Below are 16,054 nucleotides of genomic sequence, written 5' to 3' on the forward strand. Positions count from 1 at the left end.
TGAATGGATAGAGATAGAGGCTTATCGGGACTGGAAAAGTTTAGTAAAGTATGTCAAAAATGTGCTAAAAAAAGTCGGAACCGAATATGTAATTAATTTTGCTTAAGCACTTAGTTGTACTTCAACTTGAACTGTTGGCATTTTTCACCTCTCGCCAGCTAATCTAGCGATATTGTATCAACTGCATAATAACCTTGAGATAGAGAGTGTGTTAGCAAAGCGGCTGGAAAAAGAGCGATCGCATCCCTTCACCTCTTCCTCAAATCGCAAGCGCGATCGCAACCCTTGACCTTTGATAGATGATTATATTCGACCCAAACAGCAAGTAGGAAAAGTAGGAAAAGTAGGGAATTATACTTAGTAATTTATTTGCTTGAGTTGGGAAAACTGCTGAAATCCTTTGTTTGCGCGGCTTGTAAACGAATCGCTTAAAGCAATAAGGTTAGCGCCTATCTGTAAGTGATTCTTAATAAGGCATATTTAATTAAAGAATGCTAGTTTAGGTAGTTGACAGAACTTTATACGGTCTCTATCCAACGCTTTAGTTGAAGTACTATCTTATGAAATCAAAAAAATCAAGTACAAACTTACGGATTTTAAAGCAAATTCTCAAAAAAATTTAATTGTCCGATTCGGGCAATGTTTACTGATTGGTCTAAACACAGAGGAAGTTCTTTCTTTCGGCGACCTAATTCGATACGACTTACACGGAGGTTCCCCTAAATCTCATTTTTCAAGGGGAACTTTGACTATATTTCCCCTCCTTTTTCTACCGTTTTGTAGCAGCGCGAATGCGATAGGCTATGCCTGCCATTATGTGGGGGTTGGTAGGAATCGAAACGGGACTTGTAAGTTCAAAAAAACTCGTGGGGCGAGATTAAGGAAGCCATTCACAAATGCATTCCTTTCGCTGAAAAACTTTTTTATATCGATTGATTTTTAGAAATCCGCGACATTGAAAAAGATATGCATAGCGCAATGGCTGGCACTTATAACCTAGGTTTAGTAATCCTTTCTTTTGCGATCGCGGTAATTGCCTCTTATACAGCCCTAGACTTAGCCGGACGAGTGCGGTCTGCTGTGGAACGGGGACGATGGCGCTGGCTTCTGGGTGGAGCAGGGGCAATGGGAACTGGAATTTGGTCAATGCATTTCATTGCTATGCTGGCTTTCCAATTGCCACAGTCTGTCAATTACGATGTGTGGATCACCCTGTTCTCCCTGATGTGCGCGATTCTTGCCTCAAGCATTGCTTTGTGGCTGCTGAGTCGCGCTGTTTCAATCCCGCTGGTCATCGGCGGTGGAGTTTGTATGGGAATTGCCATTGCATGGATGCACTACACAGGGATGGCAGCCATGCAAGTTCAGGCGACGATTGAGTATGACTGGAGATTGGTGAGCCTATCGGTAGCGATCGCTATCATTGCTTCTTTTGCCGCGCTTTGGCTGGCATTTCGGCTACAAGAGCAATCCTTAAAAGGTCTGCTGTGGCAGAAATTCGGCAGCGCTCTCCTAATGGGAATTGCCATCAGTGGGATGCACTACACGGGAATGTGGGCGACTCACTTTACTCCTCACAAAGTCTTTCCACTAGAGCCGTCTCCCCCCATCACTCAGTCTTGGTTAGCGATCGCTATCGGGATTGCTACCTTGTTCATTTTGAGCCTAGCCCTATTAACCTCTCTATTCGATCGGCGTTTAACAGCGCAGTTAGTTCGAGAGCAAGCGTTACAGGAAAGTGAGAACCGCTTTCGGATGCTGATCCGAGAAATGCAGGTAGGAGTATTACTGCTCAATGCTAATGCCGAAATTCTCACCTACAATCAAGCTGCAATTAATCTCCTCAATCTCAACGCAGAAGATTTATCGCATCAGGTATTTGGTGCAAATTGGCTGTTGCAGCAAGAAGATGGTACACCCTTCCCAACGCCAGAGCTACCCGTGCAGTCCAGCATTGCCCAGCGCCAACCGATTCATAATATTGTCGTGAGAATCGACCATCCTGAGAGCCATAATCAACGATGGCTGCTAGTAAATGCCGACCCGCAACTAGCAGAGGATGGGAGTGTAGAGCGAATTGTTTGTACCCTCAGCAATATTACGAACCAAAAGCAAGCGGAAGCCGCACTCCGGCAAAGTGAAGAACGATTTGCTTTAGCGGTAGAAGGAGTTAATGGCGGGATTTGGGATTGGAATATTCCAGCAAATTATGTATATCTGTCGCCTCGCTGGAAAAGTATGTTGGGCTATGAAGACTTAGAAATTCCGAATAGCATCGAGACTTTCAACCAAGTTCTGCACCCAGAAGACTCAGAGCGAGTGTTAGCGGTGATGCTTGCCTATTTAGCGAAGAAAATCCCCAACTACGAGGTAGAGTTTCGGGCATCTCATAAAGATGGCAGCTGGCGCTGGATGCTTACCCGTGGCGTGGCATTGTGGGATGAAACTGGCACAGCCTATCGCATAGCAGGTTCCCATACGGATATTACCGATCGCAAGCAGAGGGAAGAAGCACTGCAATTAATGGTTGAGGGAACAGCTTCTGCAACTGGCAATGAATTCTTTCGCTCTTGTGTCCGCTATCTTGCCCAAGTTTTGGGAGTCCGCTACGCTGTAGTCGGTCAATTTGCAGATGATACTGAAACTAGAGTGCGAACTTTGGCATTCTGGACGGGTGAGGGCTTTGGCGAAAATTTCGAGTACGACTTGGCGGGTAGTCCTTGCGAAAACGTCTTGAAGGGAACGAGCGGTTTTTATCCATCCGAGGTACAAGAACTTTTTCCTGACTTCCAAGCGTTAGAGAAGTTAGGCGCACAAAGCTACTGGGGAATTCCGTTAAGAGACTCGGCTGGCAATACAATTGGCAATTTGGCGGTGTTGGATGTGCAGCCAATGGCTCACGATCCTGGCAAAGAAATGGTTATGAAAATTTTTGTTGCCAGAGCGGGAGCCGAGCTGGAGCGGAACTTAGCGGAGGAATTGCTGACAAAACGAGCAGCGATGGACAGTTGCTTGAGCCGGATTTCTGGGATGCTGATTGACGAAAACTTAGATACTGCGATCGCTTTCACGCTGCAAGCCGTTGGCGAGTTTTTGGGGTGCGATCGCACTTACCTGTTTGATTACTCCGATCGCCAAAACGGCTGGAATATGACCCACGAGTGGTGCGGCTTTGGCATTCAGCCAGCGATCGAGCGGTTTCAAGGTTTACCCGTTGAAAATCATCACTGGGTTCACAACCAACTTTTGAGTGGCAAAACGGTTCAATTTCCTGCCGAACGCCCACCCTTAGCCGCCAAACCAACCTTGACGGAACTCCAGTGCATCCAGTCTCGGCTTGCCGTTCCGACGCTTTACGCTGGTACGGTTGTCGGTTTTATGGGTTTGGATGCCATAAGCTCTTCCAAAGTCTGGAGTCAAGAAGAAATTAATTGGCTTAAATTAGTCAACGAATTCATTGCAGGGACCCAGGCACGTCAAGCCGCACAAGCCGCATTACGGGAGAGTGCAGAACGGGAAAAAGCGATCGCATTCGTGATTCAGCGAATGCGCCAAACCTTAGAAATTGACAAAATTTTTAGCGCTACGACTGAAGAATTACGCCATGCGATTAATTGCGATCGCGTTGGTCTCTATCGTTTCCATCCCGACTGGAGCGGGGATTTTGTATCGGAGTCGGTAGCAGAAGGTTGGAATTTGCTAGTTCCCGAACAAATTCATCAATCTCAGCTGCCCAAGGTTGCCGTTAACCAGGTGGGTTGTGCTGGCAAAACTTTGGGAAGTGCAGAGGAGCCAATCCAAGATACTTATTTGCAAGCAAAGCAAGGCGGGACTTATCGCCAAGGAACCAGTTATCGTTGTGTCCCAGACATCTACCAAGCTGGATTTGACGCTTGTTACCTAGAACTGTTGGAGCGCTTTCAAGCACGAGCTTATATCATTGTTCCGATTTTCCATAGCAATCAACTGTGGGGCTTGCTAGCAACTTACCAAAATTCCGGTTCTCGCCAATGGCAAGAGGCAGAAATCAAGATGGTTGTTCAAATTGGGGCACAGTTAGGCGTTGCGATCCAACAGGCAGAATTGCTAGCGCGAACTCAACAGCAGTCAATTGAATTGATGATCGCCAAGGAAGCCGCCGATGCTGCGAACAGTGCTAAAAGCGAATTTCTTGCCAATATGAGCCACGAACTAAGGACACCCCTCAATGCCATCCTTGGTTTTACCCAATTGATGAGCCTTGATACCTCCCTATCTGCCGAACATCAGAAATACCTGGAGATCATCAGTCGCAGTGGCGATCATCTGCTGGCATTGATTAATGATGTTTTAGAGATGGCTAAAATCGAGGCAGGGCGAGTCACGCTACATGAAAATGACTTTGACCTGTATTGTCTGCTCAATAGTCTTGAACAGATGCTACAACTCAAAGCCACAAGCAAAGGACTCTTGCTTAACTTTGAATGCACGGCTGCTGTCCCCCAGTACGTCAGAACCGACGAAAGTAAGCTGCGTCAGGTCTTGATTAACCTTCTCGGTAATGCCATCAAATTTACTGACAAAGGGAGCGTAACCCTGCGCGTTACAGGGGAGGAAGGAGAGGCGGAAAGCAGGAGTGTTGGGGAACAAGCAGACTCCTCACCTGTGCCTTTTATCCGCCTGCTCTTTGAAGTGGAAGATACTGGCCCCGGTATTGACCCAAATGAATTCGATCGGTTATTTGAAGCTTTTGGACAAACCTCAGTTGGGCTGAAGTCCTGTCAAGGTACGGGTTTGGGTTTACCGATCAGTCAAAAGTTTGTCCAACTGATGGGGGGAGGAGCGATCGCAGTCAGTAGTCATCCAGGTCAGGGAGCCAAATTTACCTTTGACATTCAGGCAGGTTTGGTTGAGCAGATGGAGATTGAAACATCCCAATCTATCTATAAAAAAGTTATTGGTTTAGCTCCTGACCAACCCATCTATCGTGTTCTAGTTGTGGAGGATAAGCCCACAAATCGTCTCCTCCTAGTTAAGCTTCTTACTTACTTGGGCTTTGAGGTGCAAGAAGCTGAAAATGGTCAAGAAGCTGTGGCAATTTGGGAGAGTTGGGAACCCCATCTAATCTGGATGGATATGCGGATGCCTGTGATGAACGGCTATGAAGCTACCAAAAAAATTAGAGCTTCCTTAAAAGGTGAGGCAACCATAATTATTGCCCTAACTGCCAGCGTTTTTGAAGAAGACAGACAAATTATCTTGTCAGCGGGATGCGATGACTTCGTGCGTAAACCTTTTCGAGAAGAGGAACTACTCTTTAAAATGAATAAATATCTAGGGGTGCAATATCTCTATGAGGAGGAAGCATTACCCACCGAAAGCAGGAAGGAAAATTTACCAGAGACTTCCGATTCTGACATCCCCCTTCAGATTTTCACTATGCCCTCTGAATGGATACAACAGCTACACTATGCAGCTTCCCAAGGCAGCGATTTCTTGCTCCTTCAGCTCCTTCAGGAAATTCCCCCAGAAAATTCGTTTGTTATAAATGCTTTGACCAATTTGGTCGAAAATTTTCAGTTTGAGCAAATTATGAAATTAATTCAATCAACTGAAACACAGCTTACTGGTAAAAACTCACAGCAAACCTCCCTCAATTTTTCGCCTCTTCTATCACATTCCCAGCAGGAGTAGGATATTGAAAAATTTTGTTGCAGGATGGCAAATAGGTTTTTTCCCATTGCCTTCCTCTACTCTCACACCTGTGGAAGATGATTGCAGAATGTCTAAAATAAGTGGTCAAATACTATTTAGCGCTGCAATCAATTAGTTCAAAACTTTTTAAACCTTTATCATTAACTGCAAACAGGAAATAGAAAAAATGACTTTTAAATAATATTCTGAGCTAACAAATTTTCCAAAATCGATGATGAAAGAATTGAAATAAATAATTTCTCCCTCGTTATGGCAAAAGAAGATATTCTCATCGTTGATGACACCCCTGAAAACTTGCGTTTTCTGTCTGGTCTGCTAATGAAGCAAGGCTATACCATTCGCAAGGCATTAAGCGGGCAAATGGCACTGACAGCAATACAAACTGTTATCCCCGATCTAATTTTGCTTGATATTATGATGCCTAGCATGGATGGTTATGAAGTTTGTGAAAAACTGAAAGCCGATCCAAAAACTGCTGCAATTCCTGTAATTTTCTTAAGCGCTCTCAGCGAGGCTTTTGATAAAGTAAAAGCTTTTTCGGTTGGCGGAGCAGATTATGTTGCCAAACCTTTTCAATTTGAAGAAGTTTTAGCTCGTGTTCAGAATCAACTAGAGTTAAGAGCCGCGAAAATCCAAAACCAACAACTAAATGCTCAACTTGAAGAACGAGTTAAAGAGCGGACTTTTCAGCTAGAAGTAGCAAATCAAGAACTGAGGCGAGAAATCAACGAGCGGATGCTCCTTCAAGAACAACTCATAAAAATGGCACTTTATGACGATCTTACAGGATTGCCCAATCGAGCTTTATTCATGGAGCGTCTAGAACAAGCTCTCAAACGCACCAAGGAACATTCAGGAGAGGCGTTTGCCGTGTTGTTTCTTGATTGCGATCGCTTTAAAGTAGTCAATGATTCTCTCGGTCATCTTGCTGGGAACGAACTGTTAATTAATTTAGCTCGTCGCTTAGAAAAATTACTCAGTCAACATCATACTTTGGCTCGGTTGGGCGGTGATGAATTTGCGATTATCTTGACAGACGTTGGAAATATCAGCAGTGTACTCCTTATCGCCGATCAAATCCTTCAATCTTTTGCTTCTCCGTTTCAAATAAATAAACAGGAAATTTTCATCAACGCTAGTGTTGGAATTGCTATGAGCAATCCTAATTACGAGCGAGCAGAACATATATTGCGAGATGCAGACATCGCAATGTATCGTGCCAAAACCTTAGGAAAAGGTCAATACCAAATTTTTGACCCAAAGATGCACGATGCTGTGATTCAAGTTTTACAGCTTGAAAATGACTTGCGTAGAGCCATCGAACGACAAGAATTCATTGTCCACTATCAGCCAATTATTGCCCTTGATACCAGCAAAATTGTTGGGTTTGAAGCATTAGTTCGCTGGGATCATTCTCAACGAGGAATGGTATCGCCTGGATTGTTTATTCCTGTAGCAGAAGAAACAGGTTTGATTAACCAACTAGGCAATTGGGTTTTGCGGGAAGCTTGCTATCAGCTTCAGCAATGGTATCAGGAAAAACTGATCGATCATCCCCTATTTATGAGTGTCAATCTTTCAGCACGGCAGTTTGCTCAGCCAGATTTAATTGAGCAAATTGACCAAATCCTCGCGGAAACCCAACTGAATCCTCAAAGCTTGAAGTTAGAAATCACAGAAAGTGTTCTGATGAATAATACTCAATCTGTAAAAGCGATTATTCAGCAACTTCGAGAACGTAAGATTCAGTTATGTATTGATGACTTTGGTACCGGGTATTCTTCTCTGAGTTATTTATATAATTTTCCTGTTGATACTCTCAAAATCGACCGTTCTTTTATTAGTTATTTAGATGAAAAAACAGATAGTTTGGGACTGATTCCGGCGATTATGAAGATTGCTCAAACTCTAAATATGAGTGTAATTGCTGAAGGAATTGAGACGGGCGAACAGCTATCTCAGCTAAGAAACTTAAATTGTGAATTTGGACAGGGATATCTATTTTCCAAACCCGTAGAGGGAAAAAAAGCAACAAACTTAATCGTATCGGATACACAGCAATAATATTTAGGGTGAAAGTGTAGTTTATGTTAATAAAGCTAGGTTTATTCAGTTAAAGCCAAACTAAAAAAGATAGTTAATAAAGCTAAAATAACAATCAATTTTTTACGAATATTAACTACTTGGTATGCAGCGATAATAAGCAGGTAAACAATTTTGATACTCTTTTAATTCAAAGCCCAATGGATTCCAAATTAGCAAATACCTTCAAAGCCGATATCCTGATAGTTGATGATACACCAGACAATATTCGATTTTTATCTTCCCTGCTGTTAGATAAGGGATATAACGTTCGTAAATCGATTAATGGTCAAATGGCTTTAACCGCAGTTAAGACACTTCAGCCGGATCTAATCTTGTTAGATATTAATATGTCGGGCATGAATGGTTATGAAGTTTGCGAAAGGTTAAAGGAAGATACTGAAACTTCCTCTGTACCTGTAATTTTTTTAAGTGCTTTGGATGATGTTTTAGATAAAGTGAAAGCTTTTCAAGTTGGGGGTGTAGACTATATTACTAAGCCTTTTCAAATTGAGGAGGTTTTGGCGAGGATTCAAAATCAACTAACAATTCAAAGCCTTCAAACTCAGTTGAAAAATCAGAACTCACAACTTCAACAAGCCTTAGGCGATCTCAAGAAGGCTCAAGCACAACTGGTTCAAAAAGAAAAAATGCTTGGGTTGGGTCAATTAGCCGCAGGAATGGCTCACGAAATCAATAATTCTATTGGCTTTATTTCTGGCAATCTCGATCCAGCACGCAAATATATTCAAGACTTGCTAAATCTGGTTCGTATCTATCAACAAGAGTACCCAAAGCCTACTCTTTCCATTCAGAAAGCAATTCAAGAAATCGATCTAGATTTTCTGAATTCAGATATTCAAAACCTTGTAGGCTCAATGCAAACGGGTGTAGAGCGAATCTGCACAATGCTCCTGGCTTTACGCATTTTCTCCCGCCTTAATGAATCAGATATTAAAGCTGTAGACATCCATGAAGGATTGAATAGCACTTTATTATTGTTGCAGCATCGACTTAGAGGAGAAGGGAAACGCCCGGAGATTCAGGTGATCAAAAAATATGAAGATTTACCTTTAGTTAATTGTTATGCTAGCCAGCTAAATCAGGCCTTTCTTAATCTTTTAAATAATGCTATAGATGCTCTAGAATTGAGGATTGGGCAAGACTTTTCTGAATCTTCCAGCCCAACAATTTGGATTACTACAGAGTTTAGTGCTTGGGAAACGATAATTGTCCGAATTAAAGACAATGGAATTGGCATTGCTGAAGAAATGCGATCGCGTTTATTCGACCCATTTTTTACGACAAAGCCTATAGGTCAAGGCAGCGGGTTAGGGTTATTGACGACTTATGAGATTATAGTAGAAAAACATAAAGGTCAACTGTCGTGTCATTCATTCCCCGGACAGGGTGCAGAGTTTACGATTGAAATTCCAGTACATCTTGTTAAGACCACATAGGCTTAAACGAAGCCGAAAGCGGAAGAGACGCTACGCGCAAATTTTTTAGTCACCAATTTATCTTCGGTTGGAGGCTCGAAATGTCAAGCAAAATTTTTTAAATTTCTTAAGATTGGTGATGTAAATGGTGTTCCTGTGGAGGAAACCGTCCCGACGGCTGATTGAATGGCAACGTGACGATAAATGTTGTGCCAATACCGACTTCACTTTCTACTTGAATCTCTCCCCGATGTAAATCTACACACATTTTGGCAATAGAAAGACCTAATCCGGTTCCTTGAATTGGTCCTACATTGCTACAGCGATGGAAGGTTTCAAACAGATGTTGTTGATCTTTTAAAGGAATACCAATTCCTTCATCTTTTAAGCGGAAAGTAGCTTCTCCATTTTGGAAAACTAAATCAAAGTAGATATTGCCACCTTGAGGAGAATACTTAATCGCGTTGGAAAGTAAATTAGTGAAGATATGCCGCAGCAAGACTTCATCCATTTCAACTTGGGCGCATTTTCCTAGACAGGTAAAGATAATGTTGTGCTGTCTGGTAGCACTAGCTTGTAAAGTTGCTGTGAGATCGCAGCAAAATTTTTCTAAATCGAGTCGTGCGGGTTTAAACTGAAGTCCACCTGCCTGAGTTTGACCCAAGATCAATACCTCATCTAATAGGTGGAGCATATTGCCGATGGCACCTTCAATCCGCTCGAAGTATTCATTTCTCTTCTGTTCGGTTAAGCTCTGATTGTAGGCTCGAAGTAACTCCGCAGACATCCGAATTGTCGTCATGGGAGTGCGGAACTCATGGGAAACGATGGAAACGAAGTTTGATTTGAGTTGATTGAGTTCCCGTTCCTGTTCCAGGGCTTTGAGGATTTCTGTCATTGCAAGTTTGCGATCGCTAATATCTCTGCCTTCCACAATCAGCAACACTACTTTCCCCGTTTCGTCCGTCAAGGGCTTTAAGGAAAAATCAATCCACAGCATCACATTCAGTTCGCCCTGTACCTGGATCTCATGACGGACAAAATGACCGTTCGCGGCGTAGGCGATCGCATTTTTCAACCAATCCTGGCTTTCCTGGCAATAATTCCAACATTTTGTCTGCCACATCAAGTGACCAACATAATCTTCTAATTGAAGACCGCTGAAGTTAAGAACTGTTTGGTTAACTTCCAGGATCTTTCCTTGTGGTGTCAACAACCCCATTAATTGAAATGTCTGCTCAAAAATCCCTCGGAAGCGTCGTTCGCTTTCGTGCAGCTGCTTGAGAATTTGTCCGCGTTCAATGGCGTAGCGGATCGTCCGCACTAGCAATTGCATTGTAATTTGATTTTTGACGAGATAATCCTGTGCCCCTGTTGCCACCGCTTGTAGGGCAAGTTCCTCATCATCAAACCCGGTCAGCACCACAATGGGGATATCTGGTGCAGCTATCCGGAATTGTGCCACTGTGTCCAATCCATCCGAGTCAGGAAGAGAAAGATCCAATAAAGCAACATCCCAGGAATCAGCGCTACAAGCATCAATTGCGTCGCCCAGCCGCTCAACGTGTACTAATTGCCATCCCTCCTGATTTGAGCGCGAGAACAGTTGGCGTAGCAAGTTGGCATCGCTGGGGCTATCTTCCACTAGGAGGACTTGAATCGGCGTTTTGTACATAACTGGGGTTACTCTAGTGGGAGTCTTACTGCTGCCAGCCAGAAATCATTGATCAATTGCACAATCCGAATAAATTGCTGCATATCAACCGGCTTCGTTACGTAGCAGTTGGCACTGAGGTTATAAGACTTAAGTACATCCTCTTCATCGGCTGAGGTGGTGAGAACGACAACTGGGATACGTTTAAGATCGGGGTCTGATTTGACTTCCATGAGGACTTCTCGCCCATCCATCCCTGGTAAATTGAGATCGAGTAAAATCAGGTCTGGACGTGGAGCATTGGCATATTCACCTTCCTGTCGCAGAAATTCCATTCCCGCCTCGCCATATTCAACCCAGTGGAGGTTGTTAGCAATCTTAGCTTTTTTAAATTCTCGGATAGTTAAATTCGCATCGCTGGGAGAGTCTTCAATCAGCAAAATTTCCACGGATCGGAAGGTATAGCGGCTATTCATGCGAGTTCGTGGCTTCTAAGAGTGAAGGGTCAGGCGTGAGGGGAATGGTAAAGTAAAATGTCGTTCCTACTCCTGGTTGCGATTCGGCCCAGATGCTTCCACCGTGACGCTCGACAATTTTTTTGCACATAGCCAGACCAATGCCAGTACCAGGAAACTCTCGACGGGTATGAAGACGCTTGAATATCTCAAAAATGCGATCGAGATACTGTGGCTTGATACCAATTCCATTATCACGTACCGAAAAAAGCCATTCCCGATCTTTTAACTCCGCTGTAATGTGAACTTGGGGCGGTTCCTCACGGCGGAACTTAATGGCGTTGGCGATTAAATTTTGAAATAACTGGAGCCATTGGGTTTTGTCACCGTTTACTTGGGGCAGAGGGTCGTGGGTGATGGTGGCGTTACTTTCTGCGATCGCGACTTGCAAATTGTTTATCGCCTGAAGCAACACCTTCTCCCCATCAATGGAGACAAATGCTTGAGTGCGAGTGCTGACGCGGGAATAGGCGAGCAAGTCTTGAATCAACTGCTGCATCCGCGTTGCACCGTCTATTACATAAGCCATATATTCCTGTGCAGACTCATCCAGACTGTTTTGATACTCCTGCACTAACAGTTGGGTATAACCTGACACTGCCCGTAATGGCTCTTGCAAATCATGGGAAGCTACATAAGCAAACTGCTCTAGTTCTCGATTTGAGCGCTGCAAGTTGGTTGTGAGTTGCTCTAATTTCCGCTCTGCTTCTAACCGTTCCGCAATCTCAGTTTCTAAAGCAGCGTTTGTCTGGGCAAGTTTTTCGGTTGCTAGGATGCGATCGCGAATTTGCTTTCGCAACAGAAAGTAAATTGCAATCAGTAGGCTGAAACTCAACAAACCGCCAATACAAACAACCAGAATGGTATAACGAACGCTTCTATTTGTTGCCGCTGCGCGACGCTGCAATAACATTTGCTCTTCTTTTTGCATTGCAGCCAGTAGCTCTTTAATTTTCTCGTATATCGCTGAGTTCCTATCGGTAAAGGCAATTTGAGCGTTCCTGTCTTCTCCTAAATTCCGCTGTCGCAGCTCAATGGATTCTTGCAGCCCCTTCAGTTTTTCGGCAATCAGAGGTTCGAGGAGAGCGAGCCTCTGCTGTTGGAGAGGGTTATCAGCCGTTAATGTCCGAAGGGTTGTAAAGCCCCGGTTACTTTCTTGAATGCCCTGCCGGTAATTGATCAGGTAAGTGTCTTTTCCCGTGATGATGTAGCCTCGCCTTGCTTTTTCGGCACTGTTGATTCCCGAAAGGGTATGCTCGATCTCTTCCCGGACTTGATAAGTGTGATCTACCCATCTAGAGTTACTCAGCAGCCTTTGGACGCTCCAGGAGAAGGTGACACCGACGCCAAACAACAAAAGCAGCGCCAGAGTAAATCCACCGCTAACCATTTTTTCTGATGGTTCTTTCATGCCTGTTTTTTCTTTCGAGCGATTGACTAGTGCAATTGGCAACGCTGGGAATAGGGAGCGACTGAGTTTCCGTCCCAACGAAGGCTCAATCTCTTTGAGCAGATGAAGATGACCTAGAAATACTATAAACAACTAAAAAAAATCTAGCAGTCGATAGATTCATTTGAACAACACCCACGTAGGGAACAAGCCGGACCCGAATCGCTAAACCTTGCTACAGAAAAAAAGCGGGCAGATTTTCATCCAACCGCTTATCTCTTAGTGGAGAATAGATTTTGCTTGCGTGCGTAGCTTGTGAGAGATTGGCAGCACGCACAAGCGCGATCGCGTATCCAAAAATTAGCCGTTCAGCACTCAGTCGTTCCTTATGGAGCGAGTCCCGCAAACTTTAACAAGTCAACCATCTTGAAGTCGTGCTTTTGCCCTAAAACTGGCTTCCACTTGGGGTCTTGCCGAAGATAGGATTTGCGATCGCCTTGTAGCAGACCGATGAACACCTCCGCAACAATGCGTCCGCCGACAGGCCCCAGTGTCTTGCCTTGCGCTCTCAGCTCCGCTTCCTTCAAAATATAGAACCACAAGGGTGTTCGCTTGTCGAATCCCAAATCTTTGAGGTCGCGCAGATCGGATGGACTCAGAGGCTCGATTTCCATCGCTCTGGCTACATCCTGACCAGACGGCAAGCTGAAGGTGAGGTGACGCAGCAGATTGCGCTGCGCGAGCGACCGGATTGGCTCCTCTTGTCCTGGCAAACCGGGTGCTGGAAAAGGCAGCGTGAATAATGCACTTGAGAGTTTAGGATCGATCTTTTTGTTGGGCTTGACTTTTCCGTTTTTGAAATCAAAGAAGGTATCCCAGTCAACAAATCGTCGGGGTGCGCGTTTGCCACCGCGCAGGTCATCCGGGTCACAAAGATTAGGGTCTAAACTGAAATTGAAAATTGGTGCCCTAAACTCTGGCATATCCTGAGTGCCATGATTGGCGATGTATCCCGGTCTGACTTGGCTGTGACCGAAGCGATAGGCAGCGACCGAGAACTCAACTGGGATAAATGGCTGGTTGCGCCAGTTGTAGAACCGCCGACCTTTTTTCAGAATGTCATCCACCAAATCCTGTCCTACGGTTGTGGGCAGGAACTCATGCACGATAATCCACTGGTAGTGCCAGCGAACTAGCTTCTGTGCCTCGGTGAATGCATCATTCGGATCTTTGATTCCACTATCGATGACGTAATCCACAACATGATTGTGGAATTTCAGAAATGCCAATTGCATCTGAGAAATAATCGTGTTCTCATCATTCCTTGGGTCGCCGATGAGCGCCATATTTTGGCTATTTCGAGGGAGATCGTCCTTCGACCCTTCCCCACCCAATTTCTCAATCAGGAACTTGATGCCTCCCGTTGTTTTGTCATACAAGTGAGGACTGGCTGCACGACCCGAACCATAAACGTTATCTAGCTCTAAGAAAGGCGTTCGGAAATTTTCAATAGATTCCGGGTCATTTTGTCGCTCAAGGCTAGAGGTGGAATCGAAGGTCATATCATGATCTAGAAACTGCCCCAAAAAAGTGAACCCTGCTGTCATATTGGGGTTATCGGTGTTGCTAGGACTTCCAGGTACGGGGTCTGTTGAGTTTAAATTGTCTCCTGCATCCATCAAACCGCCTGGTTTCCCAAGCTCCATCAGCCTCTGGCGCACTGATTTGGAGTCGCTAGCAAAGGGAGGTAAGGACGGGAATAGCCGACCAAATTTTCCTTGATCGTAAGCAGTGGAACGAGGTGGAACTTGGTCTCTTAGATAGAGTTGTCCGTGTCTAGTCATTATGTTTCCTCCTTGTTGATTACCGTTTTATGTGGCGCTGGTTTTGACCTCTACCTCGATCGAAATTTCTGTTTTTCTTGCGTCCAGATTCCACAAAATTGAATTTCAGTGTTTCTAATCGCCTAAGTTTTTTGAAAAATCACGATCTGATTATCGATTTAGGAAGAGGTCGCAAAATTCGGATTCCTCAAAATAAATTTGGAATTTACCCTACTTATCAGTAATTTAAAAAAAGGGGATTTATGAAACTGGTATCTAGTTAGACGATTTAAAATTGCAGATTGTGAAAGATTAGACAGTAATTAATTTCGGCAATTTAAATCGGCAATCGTAAAAGAAGATGGTACTGCTCGCAGCCGATACTAATTTTCAGGTTGCCAGCCAAATCTCTTTGCTTTACAGATATAACCTTTGCTGAAAGTTTCTTGCCAGTCGCTTATTTTTGGTAACTCAGTTGGGTGTCAGTCGATTGGGCGACTTGAAAAAATTTTAATATTGTGCTAGCAAAATCAAGCAATTGGGCGCGATCGCTACCAGGTAAATTTCAGTACTAACTAATGTATTGAGCTGTACTCGCATCTAGGCGCACTTGCGATCGCGCAATTTACTCTGCAATTAAGTAATCAGTTTCCTAGCAATCAACCACTTACAAAAGGCATATTTGTGGTAGCAAACTTCGGGCGGCTAATCTGCAACCAGACTGATTACTCCCTGGAAATCAGCCACCATAATGTGACAGTTAGTAGATAAAGAAATATTAAGCAGGAGTCAAACTTTGAGCGATCAATTAAAGAAAGGCGACAAGGTTACATGGAAGACCTCACAAGGTGAAACCAGCGGCACTGTGAAGAAAAAACTCACTTCACCCACAGATATCAAAGGACACCACGTCGCCGCATCCAAAGATAATCCTGAGTATCTAGTTGAAAGCGAAAAAACTGGGAAAGAAGCTGCTCACAAGCCTGAATCCCTCAAGAAAGAGGAGTAATGCTGAATTATGAATAATGATGTGAAATCAGCCATCGACGAGTTTCACAGCGTTGTTAACATGACTCCGCAGGAACTTGAGTCCTGGCTTAAAACTGAAGATTCTAAAGCTGTTGGGCAGAAGGATGGAGAGGAAGAATCAACAGGTCACAAATCTGGTAAGCGTATCATCGAGCTGTTGCACAAGAAGAAGGATGAGTACAGCGAAGATGATATATCGCACCTTAAGAAAGTGATTAGTTACGTCCACCGCCACAGCGCACAGCAGCCGTCAGGCGATATAGAACACACGCGCTGGCGCTACTCACTGATGAATTGGGGTCACGATCCGCTTAACGGTGCTTAAACGAAAAACAAGACTCTAAAAAGGTATAATACAGGCATGGCAACCATTTCACGTTATGGTGTGATAAATGAAAGAGACAACTCCCGCCGCCATGCCCCCTTGC

At 44.2% G+C, this 16,054-nt stretch carries 9 protein-coding genes and 1 pseudogene; 6 read left to right on the top strand and 4 right to left on the bottom strand.

Features of this window, described 5'->3' with window-relative positions; all coding sequences use genetic code 11:
- From NDI34_RS24915 to NDI34_RS24930, 4 genes and pseudogenes are all read left to right on the top strand, one after another.
- Window positions 1-106: pseudogene (locus NDI34_RS24915) on the top strand (IS630 family transposase); the annotation flags it as partial.
- Between the two features lie 860 nt (window positions 107-966).
- Complete coding sequence (locus tag NDI34_RS24920; protein WP_348234140.1) at window positions 967-5,673, top strand: MHYT domain-containing protein; 4,707 nt, start codon at window positions 967-969, stop codon at window positions 5,671-5,673.
- A 270-nt stretch (window positions 5,674-5,943) separates the two neighbouring features.
- The gene (locus NDI34_RS24925; RefSeq protein ID WP_348234141.1) at window positions 5,944-7,758 is read left to right on the top strand and encodes an EAL domain-containing protein; all 1,815 of its coding nucleotides are present in this window, start codon (window positions 5,944-5,946) and stop codon (window positions 7,756-7,758) included.
- 179 nt (window positions 7,759-7,937) lie between these two features.
- Entirely contained in the window at window positions 7,938-9,236 is a 1,299-nt protein-coding gene (locus tag NDI34_RS24930; protein WP_348234142.1) for a response regulator, read from the top strand.
- Between the two features lie 106 nt (window positions 9,237-9,342).
- Here the strand turns inward: NDI34_RS24930 and NDI34_RS24935 are convergent, their stop codons facing one another.
- From NDI34_RS24935 to NDI34_RS24950, 4 genes are all read right to left on the bottom strand, one after another.
- Complete coding sequence (locus NDI34_RS24935) at window positions 9,343-10,890, bottom strand: ATP-binding protein (protein ID WP_348234143.1); 1,548 nt, start codon at window positions 10,888-10,890, stop codon at window positions 9,343-9,345.
- An 8-nt stretch (window positions 10,891-10,898) separates the two neighbouring features.
- The gene (locus NDI34_RS24940) at window positions 10,899-11,345 is read right to left on the bottom strand and encodes a response regulator (protein WP_190410245.1); all 447 of its coding nucleotides are present in this window, start codon (window positions 11,343-11,345) and stop codon (window positions 10,899-10,901) included.
- A complete protein-coding gene (locus tag NDI34_RS24945) occupies window positions 11,338-12,795 on the bottom strand; it encodes a sensor histidine kinase (RefSeq protein ID WP_190524259.1) in 1,458 nt (485 codons plus the stop codon). Before NDI34_RS24945 ends, NDI34_RS24940 begins: the two co-directional genes overlap by 8 nt.
- 365 nt (window positions 12,796-13,160) lie before the next feature.
- Window positions 13,161-14,618: a heme peroxidase family protein gene (locus NDI34_RS24950; protein ID WP_190676845.1), complete on the bottom strand. Its 1,458-nt coding sequence runs from the start codon at window positions 14,616-14,618 to the stop codon at window positions 13,161-13,163.
- Window positions 14,619-15,393: 775 nt separating this feature from the next.
- Between NDI34_RS24950 and NDI34_RS24955 the strand changes: the two genes are divergently transcribed.
- Both NDI34_RS24955 and NDI34_RS24960 read left to right on the top strand, forming a co-directional pair.
- Entirely contained in the window at window positions 15,394-15,606 is a 213-nt protein-coding gene (locus NDI34_RS24955; RefSeq protein WP_190410242.1) for a DUF2945 domain-containing protein, read from the top strand.
- A 9-nt stretch (window positions 15,607-15,615) separates the two neighbouring features.
- The gene (locus tag NDI34_RS24960) at window positions 15,616-15,951 is read left to right on the top strand and encodes a DUF3140 domain-containing protein (protein WP_348234144.1); all 336 of its coding nucleotides are present in this window, start codon (window positions 15,616-15,618) and stop codon (window positions 15,949-15,951) included.
- Window positions 15,952-16,054 lie beyond the last annotated feature (103 nt).

The sequence above is a fragment of the Trichocoleus sp. DQ-U1 genome (assembly GCF_039961925.1).
GTDB lineage: Bacteria > Cyanobacteriota > Cyanobacteriia > Cyanobacteriales > FACHB-T130 > FACHB-T130.